Origin of the sequence: Streptomyces sp. NPDC086519 (assembly GCF_040686075.1) — a bacterium.
Lineage (GTDB): Bacteria > Actinomycetota > Actinomycetes > Streptomycetales > Streptomycetaceae > Streptomyces > Streptomyces shenzhenensis.
In genome coordinates this window covers 41,444-57,132 of record NZ_JBFBJL010000051.1, presented here as the reverse complement: position 1 = coordinate 57,132, position 15,689 = coordinate 41,444, and the positions used below count along the sequence as shown (strand labels likewise).

The following is a 15,689-nucleotide window of genomic DNA, read 5'->3' as shown; positions in this document are numbered from 1 at the left end:
GGCGTGATCGATATCAGCGAGTCCGTGATGCAGTTCCTTCTGGCGTTGATCGTCGTCGGCCCGCTTCTCGGTGCCGTCGCCGCCCTGCTGCCCGCGCCGCCCGGGCTGAAGGGGAAGTCGCCGGAGCAGGCCGTGCTCCGCCACGCCGTGACCGTGACCGGCGCGATCCTCATCGCCGCGATCGTCCTCGCGCTCGGCTTCGACCGCGGCCATCCGTCGAGAATGCAGGCCACGACCGACATCAGCTGGATCCCCGCACTCGACGTGCGCATCCACCTCGGCATCGACGGCATCTCCCTCCCCCTCGTGGTCCTGACCGCGCTGCTGACCTTCCTCTGCGCGCTCTACTCGTACTTCAACCCGCCCGCGGGCGGGCCCCCGAAGGCCTTCGTCGCGCTGCTGCTCGTCCTGGAGTCCGGCACCCTCGCGAGCTTCGCCGTCCTCGACCTGCTGCTGTTCTTCCTCGCGTTCGAGACGGTGCTCATCCCGATGTACTTCCTCATCGCCCGCTGGGGCGGCGAGGGGCGCACCCGGGCCGCCTGGAAGTTCATCCTCTTCACACTGCTCGGATCCGTCGTCATGCTGCTCGGCCTGCTCCTGATCGGAATCAAGGCGGGCACGTTCGACATGGTGGCACTCGCCACTGACAACGGCCGGTCGCTCACCGCATCCGTGCAGGTCATCGCCGTTCTGGCGATCGGGATCGGGCTCGCCGTCAAGACCCCGATGTGGCCCCTGCACAGCTGGCTGCCGGAGGCCCACACCGCCGCGCCGACCGTCGGCTCGGTCCTGCTGGCCGGTGTCCTGCTCAAGATGGGCACGTACGGGTTCGTCCGGATCCTGCTGCCGGTCGCGCCGCACGGATTCCGCACCTTCGCGCCCTACCTCGCCGCCCTCGCGGTCGTCGGGATCATCTACGGGTCCCTGGCCTGCCTGAACCTGGCCAGACGGGGCGCGCAGGGCGACCTCAAACGCCTGATCGCCTACTCCTCCGTCGGCCACATGGGCTTCGTCCTGCTCGGCATCGCCACCATGACCCCGACCGGCGTCAACGGCGCCCTGTTCGCCAACATCGCCCACGGCCTCATCACCGGCCTGCTGTTCTTCCTGGTCGGCGGCCTGAAGGACCGCACCGGCACAACCGACCTGGACACCCTGGCCGAGGAGACAGGGGCCGCGCTGTACGGCAAGGCACCGCGCCTCGGCGGACTGCTCGCGTTCGCCGCCGTCGCCTCGCTCGGGCTGCCCGGACTCGCCGGGTTCTGGGGCGAGATGCTGGCCCTGTTCGGCGCGTTCAAGCCCGCCGCCGACCTGAGCCGCCCGGCCTTCCTCACCTTCATGGCGATCGCCGCCCTCGGCACCCTGCTGACGGCCGCGTACATGCTGGCCGTGGTCCGCCGCGTCTGCATGGGCGCCGCATCGCAGGAGGTGCCCAAGCTCGCCGACGTCCGCAGCTACGAGTTCGCGGCCTGGACCCCGCTCGTCGTTCTCACCGTCGTCGCCGGGCTGTGGCCCAAGGCCCTGCTCGGCCTGACCGACCCGGCCGTGCAGCAGCTCCTCGCAGGAGGCATCCGATGAGCGCCCTGGCCCACCCCCTGGCCGCGAACCTCGTCCAGTCCGTCGACTGGCTCGCCATCGCCCCGCCCACCCTCACCGCGGTCGTCGGCCTGGCCGTCCTCGTCGCCGACCTGTTCCTACCCGAGGCCAAAAAGCCGCTCCTCGGCTGGGTCTCGGTCGCCGGACTCGCCGCGGCCGCCCTCCTGCTGCTCCCGCTCCTCGGCCACGACCGCAGCACCTTCTGCCTGACGGGCACCACGCGCGCGTGCAGCTACACGGCCGACCGGTTCACCCTGGTCGTGCAGTTCCTCGTCCTCGCCGGGGCCCTGCTCACGGCCCTGCTGTCCGTCACCACCCTCAAGGACGGCAACCGCCGCTATCCCCAGGGCGAGTTCTGGTTCCTGCTGCTCTCCTCGGCCGCCGGCGCAGCCCTGCTGCCCGCCTCCCGCGACCTCGCCACCCTGATCGTCGCCCTGGAAGTCGCCTCCCTGCCCGCCTTCGCCCTCGTCGGCATCCGGCACGGCGACAAGAGGTCCTCCGAAGCGGCCCTGAAGTTCTTCCTGTCCTCGGTGACCGCGACCGCCGTCAGCCTCCTGGGCGTCAGCTTCGTGTACGCCACCACCGGCAGCCTCTACCTCACCCAGGTCGCCGACCGGATCCAGCACGTCGACGGACAACTGCACACACTCGCCCAGACAGGGGTCGTCCTCACCCTCGTCGGTTTCGCGTTCAAGACGGCCGCCGTCCCCTTCCACTTCTGGGTGCCCGACACCTACGTCGGCGCACCCCTCCCGATCGCCGCCTACCTGTCGGTCGTCGGCAAGGCCGTCGGCTTCTCCGGCCTGATCCTGGTCACCGTCGTCGCCTTCCCGTCGTACGCCGACGTCTGGGGACCCGCGCTCGCCGCCCTGGCCGCCCTCACCATGACCGTCGGCAACGTGGCGGCCCTGCGTCAGCAGGCCACGCGCGCGTACAGCGCGGTACGACTGCTCGCCTGGTCGTCGGTGGGCCAGGCCGGCTATCTGCTGGTGCCGATCGCCGCCGCCGGATACACCGACGACGCCCAGAAGGTCGTGGGCTCCACCGTCGCCTACGCCCTCATGTACGCGGCCGTGAACCTCGGCGCGTTCGCGGTGGCCGCCGCCGTCGCCCGTACGGCGCGGCTCAACCGGATCTCCGACTACCGCGGCCTGTACGCCAGGAACCCGCTCGCCGCGCTGCTCCTGGCGTTCTTCCTGCTGTGCCTCGCCGGACTCCCGCCCGGCATCATCGGCCTGTTCGCGAAGGTCACCGTCTTCTCCGCGGCCGTCGACGCCGGTCTCGGCTGGCTCGCCGTCGTCATGGCCGTCAACGTCGTGATCGCCCTCTACTACTACCTCCAGTGGACGGCCCTGCTGTTCCGCGCCCCCGAGGGCGAGCCCGCACGGCACCGCCTCCCGGCCCCCCTCACAGCCGCGCTCGCCCTCACCGGCACCCTCGGGATCGTGCTCTCCGGGGCACCGCAGCTGGTGCTCCGCTTCGCCGCCACCGGCCTGTTCTGACGCCCCGCACGCGCGCGTGCGGACCATCACGCGCGCCGGGTGCGGCTCTCACCCGGACGGCTCATGCGGCGCACAGCGGACACAAGGGAACTAGAGACCGTCGCCTGGCGTTGACCAGTGCGGGAGGGTCCACTGGACGTGACACCACGACACCGGTGGCATCGCAGATCGGAAGGCAGCACCGCAGGCAAAGGGTTCCCCTGCCGCACGACTTGGAGGGCGTACCGTGCACCGCCGGCACAACGGGCTCAGGACCGCAGTTCTCCTCGGAGGACTGTCGGCACTCATCATCGTCATCGGCAGCTTCTTCGGCCGAACGGGTCTGATCGTCGCGGTCCTCGTCGCCCTCGGCACGAACGCGTACGCGTACTGGAACAGCGACAAACTGGCGCTACGCGCGATGCGTGCGCGCCCGGTGAGCGAGTTCGAGGCCCCGGCTCTGTACCGGATGGTCCGCGAGCTCTCCACCCAGGCCCGCCAGCCGATGCCCCGCCTGTACATCTCCCCGACGGAGGCACCGAACGCCTTCGCCACGGGCCGCAATCCGCGCAACGCCGCCGTGTGCTGCACCGAGGGCATCCTGCGCATCCTGGACGAGCGCGAACTGCGCGGCGTCATCGGCCACGAGCTCAGCCACGTCTACAACCGCGACATCCTCATCTCGTCGGTCGCCGGAGCCCTCGCCTCGGTGATCATGTTCCTGGTCAACTTCGCGTGGCTGATCCCGGTCGGCCGCTCGGACGACGACGACGGCCCCGGCTTCCTCGGCCTGCTGCTGATCATGATCCTGGGCCCGCTGGCCGCCAGCCTCATCCAGCTCGCCATCAGCCGCTCCCGGGAGTACGAGGCGGACGCCTCCGGCGCCCAGCTCACCGGTGACCCGCTCGCCCTCGCCGGCGCCCTGCGCAAGCTGGACGCCGGCACCAAGCAGCTCCCGCTGCCCCCCGAGCCCCGGATCGAGACCGCGAGCCACATGATGATCGCGAACCCCTTCCGTCCTGGCCAGGGACTGTCCAAGATGTTCTCGACGCACCCGCCCATGGCGGAACGGATCGCCCGGCTAGAGAAGATGGCAGGTCGCCCGCAGTGAAGACCATCCTGAACATCATTTGGCTCGTCCTGAGCGGCTTCTGGCTGTTCCTCGGCTACCTGGTCGCGGGCGTGATCCTCTGCGTCACGATCATCGGCATTCCATTCGGCATAGCCGCTTTCCGTATCGGCGTGTACGCCCTGTGGCCCTTCGGGTACACGACCGTGGAGCGGCGCGACGCGGGTGCCCCCTCCTGCGTCGGCAACGTCCTGTGGCTGGTCCTCGCCGGCTGGTGGCTGGCCCTCGCCCACATCGTCACCGGCATCGCGATGTGCCTGACGATCATCGGTATCCCGTTCGGCATCGCCAACTTCAAGCTGATCCCGGTCTCCCTGTTTCCGCTCGGACGCGAGATCGTCCCCACGGACCAGCCGTTCGCGACCCGCTGACACCCCGTCACCCGACCCGGTCCGGCGCCTACGGCCCGCGAGTTGTCCACAGGCCGGAGTGTCTGCGGGAGGTTGTCCACAGGCCGCGCCGGTTGTCAGTGGCGGCCTGCATCATGAAGCCATGACCGAGATCGAGCAGTTGCTGACACGGGTGACCGCACAGGCCCGCAACTCGCGCCCGTGGGGGTGGCCTTCGCTTCCCGCCCCGGTCGACGCCGCCACGCTCGCCCGTGCCGGTCAGACCCTCGGCTTCCCCCTGCCCCCTCTCCTCGCCGCGCTCTACGAGAGGGTGGGCGACGGCGGCTTCGGCCCGGCGTACGGCCTGCTGCCCCTGTTGGACGCGGCGCCCTCGGGGGAACCGGCCGCCGTCGTCCAGTACCTCACGAACCGCGAGTACGGCCGCAAGCACCCGGACTGGCCCTGGCCCGAGGGCGTGCTGCCGATATCCCACTGGGGCTGCGGCATGTACGCGTGCGTGGACTGCCGGACCCCACAGGCCACGGTCCTGCTCTACGAACCGAACGCCGACGACGCCGAGGGCGCCTGGTTCGTGGACGCGCCCAGCCTCACCGACTGGCTGCGCGTCTGGCTGGAGGGCACGGGCTGGTACGAGGAGACCGACGAGGGCACGGATCTGGCGCCCTGGGACGGCATCCGGACCCGCACGGCCCCGGAACAGGCCTGCTGAGAGACGGGACCTCCCGAGCGCAGCCACCACCGTCCCACGCCGCGGGGCACGGTGGCGGTGCCGGTCACCGCGTCCGCCGGTCCGCTGCCCACCGCCGTACGGCGTACGCCACCGCACCCACCGCCAGTACGGCCGACCCCACGGCCACCGACGTCACCGGCAGCGCGAACGCGAGGATCACGCACCCCAGAAGTCCGAGCACCGGAACCAGTCGCGCGCGCGGTGCCGGATCCAGCGTCCACGCCGAGGCGTTGGCCACCGCGTAGTACGCCAGCACACCGAAGGAGGAGAAACCGATGGCACCCCGGACGTCCGCCGTCGCCGCCGCCACGGCGACGACCGCGCCGACGGCCAGTTCCGCGCGGTGCGGGACCTGGAAGCGCGGGTGCACAGCGGCCAGCGCCGGAGGCAGATGACCGTCGCGGGCCATGGCCAGCGTCGTCCGCGACACCCCCAGGATCAGGGCGAGCAGCGAGCCGAGCGCGGCCACCGCGGCCCCCACCCGCACCACGGGCACCAGCCCCGGCGCCCCGGCCGCCCGCACCGCGTCGGCCAGCGGCGCGGCAGCCCGCCCGAGCCCGTCCGTGCCCAGCACCGAGACCGCGGCCACCGCCACGCACGCGTACACCATCAGCGTGATCCCCAGAGCCAGCGGGATCGCACGCGGGATGGTGCGCGCCGGGTCCCGTACCTCCTCGCCGAGGGTGGCGATCCGCGCGTACCCGGCGAACGCGAAGAACAGCAGACCGGCCGCCTGAAGCACCCCGCCCACGCCCGACGGCAGCCCGATCTCCAGCCGCCTCGCGTCCGCCGCCCCGGACGTCAGGCACATGACCACCACGGAAGCGAGGACCGCCAGCACCACGCCCACGATCACCCGCGTCAGCCAGGCCGACTTCTGGATGCCGCCGTAGTTCACGGCGGTCAGCGCCACCACGGCCGCGACCGCCACCGCGTGCGCCTGTCCCGGCCACACGTACGCGCCCACGGTGAGCGCCATCGCGGCGCAGGACGCCGTCTTGCCGACGACGAACGCCCAGCCCGCGAGGTACCCCCAGAAGGCGCCGAGCCGCTCCCGCCCGTACACATAGGTGCCGCCCGACTGCGGGTACCGGGCCGCCAGGCGCGCCGAGGACATGGCGTTGCAGTAGGCGACCAGGGCGGCGACGGCCAGCCCGGGAAGCAGCCCGGAGCCGGCCGCGCGGGCCGCGGGGCCCAGAGCGGAGAACACGCCGGCCCCGACCATCGAGCCGAGGCCGACGATCACGGCGTCGCGCACGCCCAGTGTGCGTCGCAGACCGGAAGGGGAGGCTGAGGAAGTCACGGGCCGCAACCCTACTGATCACCGCAACCGTGCGGTGTCGCTCAGGCGTCCTCGTCATCGACAAGGCACAAACACACGCGCGACGGACACAGATGGACGGCTCGGACAGCAGGTCCGGCACCAGCTGTCCCGCACGGTCGGACCGGACCTAAATCACAGGGCCCGAACAGTGCGAACACAGCGCGGAAGGGCAGGTTCAGGTCATGGGCATCATCAGCTGGATCATCCTGGGACTGTTGGCCGGCGCCATCGCCAAATTCCTGCTGCCGGGACGTGACCCGGGCGGCTTCATCGGCACGACCCTCATCGGCATCGTGGGTGCGTTCCTCGGCGGCTGGATATCGGCGCGCTGGCTCGGCCACCCGATCACCAAGAACTTCTACGACGGTGCGACCTGGGTGGCCGCGATCGGCGGCTCGCTGGTCCTGCTGATCGCCTACCGCATCCTGTTCGGCAACTCGCGCGACTGAGTACCTCCCCGTGAGTACCTCCCCGGCGGGGGCCGGCGCACGAGAAGGGCGGGCACCGCGGGGTGCCCGCCCTTCTCGTACTTCGACGACGCTGCCTACCGGTAGTTCACGAACTGGAGCGCGAAGTCGAAGTCCTGGCCCTTCAGAAGCGCGATCACGGCCTGGAGGTCGTCGCGGCTCTTGGAGCTGACGCGCAGTTCGTCGCCCTGGACCTGGGCCTTCACGCCCTTGGGGCCCTCGTCGCGGATGATCTTCGCGACCTTCTTCGCGTTCTCCTGGGAGATGCCCTCCTCGATCGACGCGAAGATCTTGTACTCCTTGCCGGAGAGCTGCGGCTCACCCGCGTCCAGCGCCTTCAGCGAGATGCCACGCTTGATCAGCTTCGACTGGAAGACGTCGAGGATCGCCTTGACCCGTTCCTCGGAGTTCGCCTGCATCAGGATCTTCTCGCCGGACCAGGCGATCGAGGCGCCCACACCCTTGAAGTCGTAGCGCTGTGAGACCTCCTTGGCGGCCTGGTTGAGGGCGTTGTCGACCTCCTGCCGCTCGACCTTCGAGACGATGTCGAAACTGGAGTCGGCCATGTCCTGTGGCTCCTTGTATCAGGGGGCGTAACGGGATGCGTTCCGGCGCGCGGCGGCCGCCGAGCCCGGTGCGGAGACCGGGCCGCATCCGCACCAGCCTAGCCATCCCGCGTCCCGTGGGCGGCGATCAATCGGGTGGCGGAGCACCCCTGTGGATCGGGTATTGTTTACGTCGTTGCCAGGGAGCACCGCCGAAAAGCGGTTCGATCTGGTGGCAAACCCCCGGCGGTGTGCCCGAGCGGCCAAAGGGAGCAGACTGTAAATCTGCCGGCTCAGCCTTCCCAGGTTCGAATCCTGGCGCCGCCACACGGGAACGAAGGGCCCGTGACCTGCGATCAAGCAGGTCACGGGCCCTTTGTCATGTAGCTGTGCGTACGCCTTGAGCCGGGCCGAATCGCGCGGGCGCGGCGGCGTGATGAAGATCATGTGGGTGCTACGTCGGTGGTGCGGCCGGGGCGGTGGTCCGTCGTCCGGTGCCGTGCCCCGGGGCACACTGAACGTATGTCCTCCCGACGTAGAACCTGCCCGGTGTGCCGCCGTGAAATCGCCGTCGTGGCGGGCCGCTTCGCGCGGCACGACCCGCCCGGGGCGCGCGAGACCGGGGAACTGGTCTCCTGTTCCGGCTCGCGGCAACAGGCCCAGATCGGGGTCGTACAGCCCTCGTTGGACGGCTACGTCGTACCCGAGTTCCCCGGTCAGCTGGCGCTGTTCTGAGAACTCAGTTCCCGGCCACCGACTTCACGGCCACGCTGACCGGCGTCGACCCGCCGATCAGCTCCAGGGTCAGGCCGGCCGTCGCCGAGGTGTCCACCAACTCCGCCAGCACCGCGGCCACGTCGTCGCGGGTGACCGCACCTCGGCCGGTGTGCGCCTCCAGACGCACCAGACCGGTGCCCGGCGCGTCCGTCAGCGCGCCGGGGCGCAGGATCGTCCAGTCCAGGGCACTCTGCCCGGTCACGTACGCGTCGGCCGCGCCCTTGGCCCGCAGGTACACGTCGAAGACCTCGTCGCCCTGGTGTGCCGGGTCCGCGCCCATCGAGGAGACGACCACGAAACGGCGTACGCCCGCGCGCACGGCCGCGTCCGCGAACAACACCGCCGCGCCCTTGTCCACCGTCTCCTTGCGGGCCGTGCCACTGCCCGGTCCCGCGCCCGCCGCGAACACCGCCGCGTCCGCCCCCCGCAGATGCGCCGCGACCTCCTCGACCGACGCCGACTCCAGGTCCAGCAGCACCGGTTCGGCACCGGCCGCCCGCAGATCGCCGCCCTGCTCGGCCTTCCGGATGATCCCCGCGACCTCGTCTCCGCGCGCGGAGAGCAGCCGCTCCAGCCGCAACGCGATCTGACCATGACCACCAGCGATGACAATGCGCATGTCTCAGACCGTACGCCCGAAGCCCCGCATCCGCCGCACGACTTCATGCGCCCCGCGCGCGTGGGTTCCACCGAGCGCGCCGGTCCGGTTCGGGCTCTCCGGGCGGACGCCGCACTCCGTGCTGAGCGCTCCCGCCCCAGCCAGCGCCCCCACTCGGCGCCCCCCCGCCTAGCGCCCTCCGCCGGCGCCCGCGTTCCCGCCGCGTGCCCGCGCCGCTCAGGAGACCTCCCCCCGTCCCTGCCGAGGCAGTCCCAGTTCGGCGGCCACCGCCGAGTTGCAGTACTCGCGGACCGCGCTCGTGCGTGCCACCACGCGCCCCCGGTGCACCACGATCCGGCTGTAGGCGAGGGAGAGCGCACCGGCCAGGTGGTCGCCGCGTACCGCGAGGAGCTCGGCGGGGAAACCGGCCTCGACGCGGACCTCGGGGAGGCCGAGGGTGGCGCGGGAGGCGGCGCTCACGGTGTCGTAGGCGTCCTCGGGGCGCAGGCCGTGGCGGGAGGCCAGGAGGTAGGCCGCCTCCAGGGGGTCGCCGCGGCCGACGGGGTTCGACAGGTCGCGCAGGGCGCCGCTGCCGGCCGCGACCCGCACCCCGGCCGCGCGCAGCAGCCGTACCGGAGCCGTGCCGCGACGCTCGACGGAGCCGCAGCCGCCCTGAGGCAGGCACACCACCGTGATGCCGGCCGCGGCGAGTTGGTCCGCGATCCGCGCGGCCACCTCGGCGGGCAGGCGCGCGAGCCCGGCGCACGGGCCGAGGACCACGCCGGGGCGCATGCCGCCCGCCATCGCCGCGAGCCGGGCCAGCCGGGCCGGGTCGGTGGCGTCCGTGTGCAGGTCGACCGGGCAGCCGTGTTCGGAGGCCACCTCCAGGACCGCCTCCGCGTAGCCCGCGGGATCGGGGTCCAGGTCCGGGCAGCCGCCCACCACGGACGCGCCCATCTTCGCGGCGTCCCGCAGCATCGCGAGGCCGTCGGCGCCGGCGATCCCGGTCAGGACCCGTGGCATCGCGACCGCCGTGAGCTCCGCGAGCCCGCGCAGCGAGCGGCGCGCCTGGAGGACGGCGGCGAGGGCGCCGAGGCCCTGGACGTCGCCCACGCGCACGTGTGCGCGTACCGCCGTCGCACCGTGGCCGAGTTGCAGCAGGGCCGCCTCGGTGGCGCGGCGCTGGACGTCCTCGGGTTCGTACGAGACGGGGCCGCGGTGTGCGGCGGAGAGGGCGGTGTCGCCGTGGGCGTGCGGTTCGGCGGGGGCCGGGAGGAGGAGATAGCCGGTCAGGTCCACGCGCGTGCCGCCCGCGCGGGCCGGCCCCGGCGCCAGGCTGCCGGCCGTGCCCACCGCCTCGATGCGCCCGCAGCCCAGCCGTACGTCCACGGTCCGGCCGTCGGTGAGCCGGGCGCCGGACAGCAGGAGCGCGACCGGGTCGGAGGAGCCCGAGGAACCCTGCGGGTTGGACGACGAGGGCGGCTGCGGCTGGCTGTCGGGCATCGCGCTCCATGAGGGTCGGTCCAGGCATGGGACTCAAGATCACGCAGAGTGAGTCGAGCCTAGGACGGTGAGTCGCGTGGGGCGGGGAGGAGCGCAATAGTCGTACCGGAGCCGTCGGACCTGCGGGGAACGGTTCGGCACGCGCGCGTGGGGGGAGTGCCCGAAGGGGCCCGGGAGGCTGCCGCGAGCCGTGTGGAAGGGGCCGGGACGGGGGGCGGGAAACGGATTTGGGTGAACGGCGGCCGAGCGTGTAATGTCTTCATCGCTCGCCCCAATAGCTCAGTCGGCAGAGCGTCTCCATGGTAAGGAGAAGGTCTACGGTTCGATTCCGTATTGGGGCTCTGGTGTGAGAGGTCCCGCCGCGAGGCGGGGTCGATCTCATCAAAGCGGTGTAGCTCAGTCGGTAGAGCAAGCGGCTCATAATCGCTGTGTCACCGGTTCAAGTCCGGTCACCGCTACTGACAGTAGCCGATTGTGGGGTCGGTCCTTCGATCGGCTACTCTTTTATGCGTTAAACCATCCCATCCGTTCGTCAAGGAGCACTCACGTGGCTGCCACCGACGTCCGCCCGAAGATCACGCTGGCCTGCGTGGAGTGCAAGGAGCGGAACTACATCACCAAGAAGAACCGGCGTAACAACCCGGACCGTCTTGAGATGAAGAAGCACTGCCCGCGTTGCAACGCGCACACCGCGCACCGCGAGACGCGATAACAAACAGGCTCGTTCGTGAGGCCGTCCCCGCCAGGGGGCGGCCTCACGGCGTTTCGGGGGACCGCTTTCCCGCTAGTTTGTGGGGCATCACAGCAGATATCAGGAGGTGCCGGGCCAATGGCGCTCGACCAGTCCTTCGTGGGACGGACCTACCCGCCCACCGAGCCCTACGAGGTGGGCCGGGAGAAGATCCGTGAGTTCGCCGAGGCGGTGGGCGACACCAACGCCGTGTACACGGACCCGGAGGCCGCCAAGGCGCTCGGCTATTCCGATGTGATCGCCCCGCCGACCTTTGTCTTCTCGATCACTTTCCGCGCGGCCGGACAGGTCGTCGAGGATCCGCAGCTCGGCCTGGACTACAGCCGGGTGGTGCACGGCGACCAGAAGTTCGCCTACCGGCGCCCGGTGCGCGCCGGCGACCGGCTGACCGTGACCTCGACCATCGAGGCCATCAAGTCCCTCGCGGGCAACGACGTCATCGACATCCGCGGCGACGTGCACGACGAGGCGGGCGAGCTCGTGGTGAGCGCTCTGACCAAGCTGGTGGCCCGGGCGGCGGACGCAGCAGAAGGCGAGGCGTGAGGATCCGATGACGTCGAAGATCGCGTACGAGGATGTCGAGGTCGGCACCGAACTGCCGGCGCAGACCTTCCCGGTGACCCGCGCCACGCTGGTGCGGTACGCCGGTGCCTCCGGGGACTTCAACCCGATCCACTGGAACGAGAGGTTCGCCAGGGAGGTCGGCCTGCCGGACGTCATCGCGCACGGCATGTTCACCATGGCCGAGGCGATCCGGGTGGTCACCGACTGGACCGGCGACCCGGGCGCGGTCGTCGACTACGGCGTCCGCTTCACCAAGCCCGTCGTCGTCCCGAACGACGACCAGGGCGCCCTGATCGAGGTCAGCGGCAAGGTCGCGGCCAAGCTCGACGACAACACCGTGCGCGTCGACCTGACGGCGACGAGCGCCGGGCAGAAGGTGCTGGGCATGTCGCGAGCGGTCGTACGGCTGGGCTGAGCCCCGGCTCCACGACCGGGTAAGGGGCGCTCCGCACTGCGGGCGCCCCTTACGTGTAGCCGCATGCCGCCCGGTCGCCCTGCCCTTGACGTAGTTAGTAATTGAGCACTAACTTCGTCGCATGGCAAGGATGAGCGCCGAGGAGAGGCGCGAGGACGTCATCCGCGCGGCGATCGCCGAGTTCGCGCGGAGGGGCTACTACGGCACCTCCACCGAGGCCATCGCCCAGCGGGTCGGGGTGTCGCAGCCGTACCTCTTCCGGCTCTTCCCGGGCAAGAAGGCGATCTTCGCCGCGGCTTCGCAGCGCTGCATCGACCACATGCGGCAGCTCTTCGAGGAGGCGGCCGAAGGGCTGGAGGGCGAGGAGGCCCTGTGCGCCATGGGTGACGCGTATGTGCGGCTGATCCAGGAGCGGCCGGAGCTGCTCCAGATGCAGATGCAGACGTACATCGCCGTCGCGGCCGCGGAGGGCGAGGGTGAACGCGAGTTCGGCGAGCGGGTGCGGGACGGCTGGATGCGGCTCTGGGACGCCGTCCATCTGCTCTCGGGGGCCGATGTCGACGCCACCACGGCCTTCCTCGCCAAGGGGATGCTCATCAACACCTATTCGGCCATGGGGTTCCCGCCCGCGCACAGGGTCTGGCGGGGAGTGTTCCGTGATGCCGGGGCCACGGGGCGACCGGAGAAGTGCGGCGAAGCGTGAGGGGCGGTTCGCCGTTGCCGGCCGGGTCCTTTCCTGCGGCAGAAAATTAGTGATCGATAACTAATCAATCGAGTCACGCTTCTGGGGGAGCGATGTCACAAGAGACCGCACGTCGCGGTGGCGCCGGATGGGCGCTCGTCATCACCAGCGTCGCCGGATTCATGGCGGCCCTCGACAACCTCGTCGTCACCACCGCCCTGCCGTCCATCCGCAAGGACCTCGGCGGAGCCCTGGACGACCTCGAATGGACCGTGAGCGCCTACACGCTCACCTTCGCCGTCCTGCTGATGTTCGGCGCCGCCCTCGGCGACCGCTTCGGCCGGCGCCGGCTCTTCCTCGCCGGGCTCACCGTCTTCGCCGGCGCCTCCGCCGCCGCGGCCATGGCGCCCGGCATCGACTCCCTGATCGCCGCCCGCGCGGTGCAGGGCGTCGGCGCGGCGGTCATGATGCCGCTCACCCTCACCCTGCTGACGGCGGCCGTGCCCGAGGCCAGGCGCGGGATGGCGTACGGCATCTGGGGGGCCGTCAACGGACTCGCGGTCGCCTCCGGGCCGCTCATCGGCGGCAGTCTCACCGAGCACGTGTCCTGGCACTGGATCTTCTGGCTGAACGTGCCGCTCGGCCTCGCCCTGCTGCCGCTCGCCCGCCTCCGCCTCGCCGAGTCGTACGGCTCCGGCGCCCCGCTCGACGTCCCTGGCACCCTGCTCGCCAGCGGCGGCCTCTTCGGGATCGTCTACGGCCTGGTGCGCGGGCCCGCCGACGGCTGGACCGGCCCGTTCGTGCTCACCGGGCTGTTCGCGGGCGCCGCCCTGCTGGTCGGCTTCGTCATCCACGGCAGCCGCGCCAGGAACCCCATGCTGCCCATGCGGCTCTTCCGCTCACGGGCCTTCTCCGGGATCAACGCGGCCAGCCTGCTGATGTTCCTCGGGATGTTCGGGTCGATCTTCCTGCTCAGCCAGTACATGCAGGGCGTGCTCGGCTACTCGCCCACCCAGGCGGGCCTGCGGATGCTGCCCTGGACCGGCATGCCGATGATCGTCGCGCCGATCGCGGGCATCCTGTCCGACCGGATCGGCGGCCGCCCGGTCGTCGCGGCCGGGCTCTTCCTCCAGGCCGCCGGACTCGGCTACCTGGCCTCCGCCGTCACCGCCGACGCCTCCTACGCCGCCCAGCTGCCCGGCCTGATCATCAGCGGCATCGGCATGGCCCTGTACTTCGCCCCGGCCGCCAACCTGGTGATGTCCGCCGTACGACCGCAGGAACAGGGCATCGCCTCCGGCGCCAACAACGCGCTGCGCGAGGTCGGCGGCGCACTCGGCGTCGCGGTCATGTCGTCCATCTTCTCCGCCCGGGGCGGCTACGAGAGCGCCCAGAGCTTCGTGGACGGACTGCGGCCCGCCCTGGTCACCGGCGCGGCCGTGGTGGCTCTCGCCGGGATCGCCGCCCTGGCCATACCCGGCCGACGGCGCGTCGCGCGGCTGGTCGCCGAGGGGGAGCCGGCCCCGGCGCTGGGGGCCGTCGGCGGCTGACGACAGCCGACGGCACGCGCGCGTGGGGGCCCTGTTCACGGTATGGACGGGGCCCCACGCGCGCGTGCGGCTCGTGGCGGCGGGACCGCCGGTGGCGTCTCGTAGTCTTGGGCCCGTGCAGGAACTCCACGACGCCCCCCTCGCCCCCCTCACCACCTTCCGGCTCGGCGGCCCCGCCACCCGGCTGGTCACCGCGACCACCGACGCCGAGGTGATCGCCGCCGTCCGCGCGGCCGACGGCAGCGGGACCCCGCTGCTGATCATCGGCGGCGGATCGAACCTGGTCATCGGCGACAAGGGCTTCGACGGCACCGCCCTGCGCATCGCCACCACCGGCTTCGAACTGCGCGGCACGACGCTGGAGCTGGCGGCCGGCGAGGTGTGGACCGACGCGGTCGCCCGCGCCGTCGAGGCGGGCCTCGCGGGCATCGAGTGCCTCGCCGGGATCCCGGGATCCGCCGGAGCCACGCCGATCCAGAACGTGGGGGCGTACGGGCAGGAGGTCTCCTCGACCGTCACCGAGGTCGTCGCGTACGACCGGCGGTCCGGCGAGACGGTGACGCTGGCCAACGAGGAGTGCGCGTTCTCGTACCGGCACAGCCGGTTCAAGGCCGACCCCGAGCGGTACGTCGTCCTGCGTGTCCGGTTCGGGCTGGAGGACGCCGGCGGGCTGTCGGCGCCGGTGCGGTACGCGGAGGCGGCGCGGACGCTCGCAGTGGAGCCGGGGGACAGGGTGCCGCTCGCCGACGCACGGGAGGCCGTGCTCAAGCTGCGGGCCGGGAAGGGGATGGTGCTGGATCCCGAGGACCACGACACCTGGTCGGCGGGGTCCTTCTTCACCAACCCGATCCTCACGGACGAGCAGTTCGCCGCCTTCCACGCGCGCGTGCGGGAGCGGCTGGGCGACGCGGCCGAGCCGCCCGCCTACCCGGCGGGGGACGGCCGTACCAAGACCTCGGCGGCCTGGCTGATCGACAAGGCCGGGTTCACCAAGGGGTACGGCAGCGGCGCGGCCCGGATCTCCACGAAGCACACGCTGGCGCTGACCAACCGGGGCGGGGCCACGACCGAGGATCTGCTGGAACTGGCGCGGGAGGTCGTCGCCGGGGTCCGGGAGGCCTTCGGCGTGACCCTGGCCAACGAGCCGGTGACCGTCGGCGTGAGCCTCTAGGGAGGCAGCCGTGAGCCTCTGATTCGCCGGAGGCTCAAGTGGGCCACCCCCACCCC

At 71.4% G+C, this 15,689-nt stretch carries 17 protein-coding genes and 3 tRNA genes; 16 read left to right on the top strand and 4 right to left on the bottom strand.

Going from position 1 to position 15,689, the window contains the following annotated elements:
• Positions 1 to 3 precede the first annotated feature (3 nt).
• From AB0P24_RS35315 to AB0P24_RS35295, 5 genes are all read left to right on the top strand, one after another.
• Positions 4 to 1,578 carry an NADH-quinone oxidoreductase subunit M gene (locus AB0P24_RS35315; protein ID WP_365801295.1) on the top strand — a complete coding sequence of 525 codons (1,575 nt, stop codon included), beginning with the start codon at positions 4 to 6 and terminating at the stop codon, positions 1,576 to 1,578.
• The gene (locus AB0P24_RS35310) at positions 1,575 to 3,098 is read left to right on the top strand and encodes an NADH-quinone oxidoreductase subunit N (RefSeq protein WP_365801293.1); all 1,524 of its coding nucleotides are present in this window, start codon (positions 1,575 to 1,577) and stop codon (positions 3,096 to 3,098) included. Before AB0P24_RS35315 ends, AB0P24_RS35310 begins: the two co-directional genes overlap by 4 nt.
• A gap of 226 nt (positions 3,099 to 3,324) precedes the next feature.
• Positions 3,325 to 4,188, top strand: a complete 864-nt coding sequence (htpX, locus tag AB0P24_RS35305) for a zinc metalloprotease HtpX (RefSeq protein ID WP_294006341.1) — start codon at positions 3,325 to 3,327, stop codon at positions 4,186 to 4,188.
• Complete coding sequence (locus AB0P24_RS35300; RefSeq protein WP_365801291.1) at positions 4,185 to 4,577, top strand: YccF domain-containing protein; 393 nt, start codon at positions 4,185 to 4,187, stop codon at positions 4,575 to 4,577. Before htpX ends, AB0P24_RS35300 begins: the two co-directional genes overlap by 4 nt.
• Positions 4,578 to 4,698: 121 nt before the next feature.
• Positions 4,699 to 5,265, top strand: a complete 567-nt coding sequence (locus AB0P24_RS35295) for an SMI1/KNR4 family protein (protein ID WP_365801289.1) — start codon at positions 4,699 to 4,701, stop codon at positions 5,263 to 5,265.
• Positions 5,266 to 5,329: 64 nt separating this feature from the next.
• Here the strand turns inward: AB0P24_RS35295 and AB0P24_RS35290 are convergent, their stop codons facing one another.
• Positions 5,330 to 6,589, bottom strand: a complete 1,260-nt coding sequence (locus tag AB0P24_RS35290) for an amino acid permease (protein ID WP_365801287.1) — start codon at positions 6,587 to 6,589, stop codon at positions 5,330 to 5,332.
• Between the two features lie 203 nt (positions 6,590 to 6,792).
• Between AB0P24_RS35290 and AB0P24_RS35285 the strand changes: the two genes are divergently transcribed.
• On the top strand, positions 6,793 to 7,059 hold the full coding sequence (locus AB0P24_RS35285; RefSeq protein WP_365801285.1) for a GlsB/YeaQ/YmgE family stress response membrane protein: 267 nt from the start codon (positions 6,793 to 6,795) through the stop codon (positions 7,057 to 7,059).
• Positions 7,060 to 7,154: 95 nt separating this feature from the next.
• Here AB0P24_RS35285 and AB0P24_RS35280 read toward each other — a convergent pair whose 3' ends face one another.
• Positions 7,155 to 7,643 carry a YajQ family cyclic di-GMP-binding protein gene (locus AB0P24_RS35280; protein ID WP_234534004.1) on the bottom strand — a complete coding sequence of 163 codons (489 nt, stop codon included), beginning with the start codon at positions 7,641 to 7,643 and terminating at the stop codon, positions 7,155 to 7,157.
• 224 nt (positions 7,644 to 7,867) lie between these two features.
• On the opposite strand from AB0P24_RS35280, the gene AB0P24_RS35275 reads away from it, so the two are divergent.
• Positions 7,868 to 7,949: transfer RNA gene (locus AB0P24_RS35275), tRNA-Tyr, on the top strand.
• Positions 7,950 to 8,144: 195 nt separating this feature from the next.
• Positions 8,145 to 8,357 carry a hypothetical protein gene (locus AB0P24_RS35270; protein ID WP_365801283.1) on the top strand — a complete coding sequence of 71 codons (213 nt, stop codon included), beginning with the start codon at positions 8,145 to 8,147 and terminating at the stop codon, positions 8,355 to 8,357.
• A 4-nt stretch (positions 8,358 to 8,361) separates the two neighbouring features.
• Here AB0P24_RS35270 and AB0P24_RS35265 read toward each other — a convergent pair whose 3' ends face one another.
• Entirely contained in the window at positions 8,362 to 9,018 is a 657-nt protein-coding gene (locus tag AB0P24_RS35265; RefSeq protein WP_365801281.1) for an SDR family oxidoreductase, read from the bottom strand.
• Between the two features lie 216 nt (positions 9,019 to 9,234).
• Positions 9,235 to 10,500, bottom strand: a complete 1,266-nt coding sequence (locus tag AB0P24_RS35260) for an amidohydrolase family protein (protein WP_365801279.1) — start codon at positions 10,498 to 10,500, stop codon at positions 9,235 to 9,237.
• Between the two features lie 268 nt (positions 10,501 to 10,768).
• Between AB0P24_RS35260 and AB0P24_RS35255 the strand changes: the two genes are divergently transcribed.
• The 8 genes from AB0P24_RS35255 (at position 10,769) to AB0P24_RS35220 (ending at position 15,633) form a co-directional block, all read left to right on the top strand.
• Positions 10,769 to 10,841 (top strand) — tRNA-Thr (locus AB0P24_RS35255).
• Between the two features lie 44 nt (positions 10,842 to 10,885).
• Positions 10,886 to 10,958 (top strand) — tRNA-Met (locus AB0P24_RS35250).
• Positions 10,959 to 11,047: 89 nt separating this feature from the next.
• On the top strand, positions 11,048 to 11,212 hold the full coding sequence (gene rpmG, locus AB0P24_RS35245; RefSeq protein WP_003948671.1) for a 50S ribosomal protein L33: 165 nt from the start codon (positions 11,048 to 11,050) through the stop codon (positions 11,210 to 11,212).
• A 117-nt stretch (positions 11,213 to 11,329) separates the two neighbouring features.
• Complete coding sequence (locus AB0P24_RS35240) at positions 11,330 to 11,794, top strand: MaoC family dehydratase N-terminal domain-containing protein (RefSeq protein ID WP_181808226.1); 465 nt, start codon at positions 11,330 to 11,332, stop codon at positions 11,792 to 11,794.
• Positions 11,795 to 11,801: 7 nt separating this feature from the next.
• Positions 11,802 to 12,230 carry a MaoC family dehydratase gene (locus AB0P24_RS35235; RefSeq protein ID WP_365801277.1) on the top strand — a complete coding sequence of 143 codons (429 nt, stop codon included), beginning with the start codon at positions 11,802 to 11,804 and terminating at the stop codon, positions 12,228 to 12,230.
• A gap of 121 nt (positions 12,231 to 12,351) precedes the next feature.
• Positions 12,352 to 12,933 (top strand): helix-turn-helix domain-containing protein, encoded by a 582-nt coding sequence (locus tag AB0P24_RS35230; protein WP_365801275.1) that lies wholly within the window; start codon positions 12,352 to 12,354, stop codon positions 12,931 to 12,933.
• A gap of 92 nt (positions 12,934 to 13,025) precedes the next feature.
• A complete protein-coding gene (locus tag AB0P24_RS35225; RefSeq protein ID WP_365801273.1) occupies positions 13,026 to 14,462 on the top strand; it encodes a DHA2 family efflux MFS transporter permease subunit in 1,437 nt (478 codons plus the stop codon).
• 115 nt (positions 14,463 to 14,577) lie between these two features.
• Entirely contained in the window at positions 14,578 to 15,633 is a 1,056-nt protein-coding gene (locus AB0P24_RS35220) for a UDP-N-acetylmuramate dehydrogenase (RefSeq protein WP_365801271.1), read from the top strand.
• Positions 15,634 to 15,689 lie beyond the last annotated feature (56 nt).

Excerpts from the sequence above, each read along its gene's own strand:
- AB0P24_RS35310 (WP_365801293.1), top strand. The coding sequence starts at position 1,575 with ATGAGCGCCCTGGCCCACCCCCTGGCCGCGAACCTCGTCCAGTCCGTC.
- AB0P24_RS35285 (WP_365801285.1), top strand. The coding sequence starts at position 6,793 with ATGGGCATCATCAGCTGGATCATCCTGGGACTGTTGGCCGGCGCCATC.
- AB0P24_RS35230 (WP_365801275.1), top strand. The coding sequence starts at position 12,352 with ATGGCAAGGATGAGCGCCGAGGAGAGGCGCGAGGACGTCATCCGCGCG.
- AB0P24_RS35295 (WP_365801289.1), top strand. The coding sequence starts at position 4,699 with ATGACCGAGATCGAGCAGTTGCTGACACGGGTGACCGCACAGGCCCGC.
- AB0P24_RS35260 (WP_365801279.1), bottom strand. The coding sequence starts at position 10,500 with ATGCCCGACAGCCAGCCGCAGCCGCCCTCGTCGTCCAACCCGCAGGGT.
- AB0P24_RS35265 (WP_365801281.1), bottom strand. The coding sequence starts at position 9,018 with ATGCGCATTGTCATCGCTGGTGGTCATGGTCAGATCGCGTTGCGGCTG.
- AB0P24_RS35225 (WP_365801273.1), top strand. The coding sequence starts at position 13,026 with ATGTCACAAGAGACCGCACGTCGCGGTGGCGCCGGATGGGCGCTCGTC.
- AB0P24_RS35240 (WP_181808226.1), top strand. The coding sequence starts at position 11,330 with ATGGCGCTCGACCAGTCCTTCGTGGGACGGACCTACCCGCCCACCGAG.
- AB0P24_RS35280 (WP_234534004.1), bottom strand. The coding sequence starts at position 7,643 with ATGGCCGACTCCAGTTTCGACATCGTCTCGAAGGTCGAGCGGCAGGAG.
- AB0P24_RS35270 (WP_365801283.1), top strand. The coding sequence starts at position 8,145 with ATGTCCTCCCGACGTAGAACCTGCCCGGTGTGCCGCCGTGAAATCGCC.
- AB0P24_RS35235 (WP_365801277.1), top strand. The coding sequence starts at position 11,802 with ATGACGTCGAAGATCGCGTACGAGGATGTCGAGGTCGGCACCGAACTG.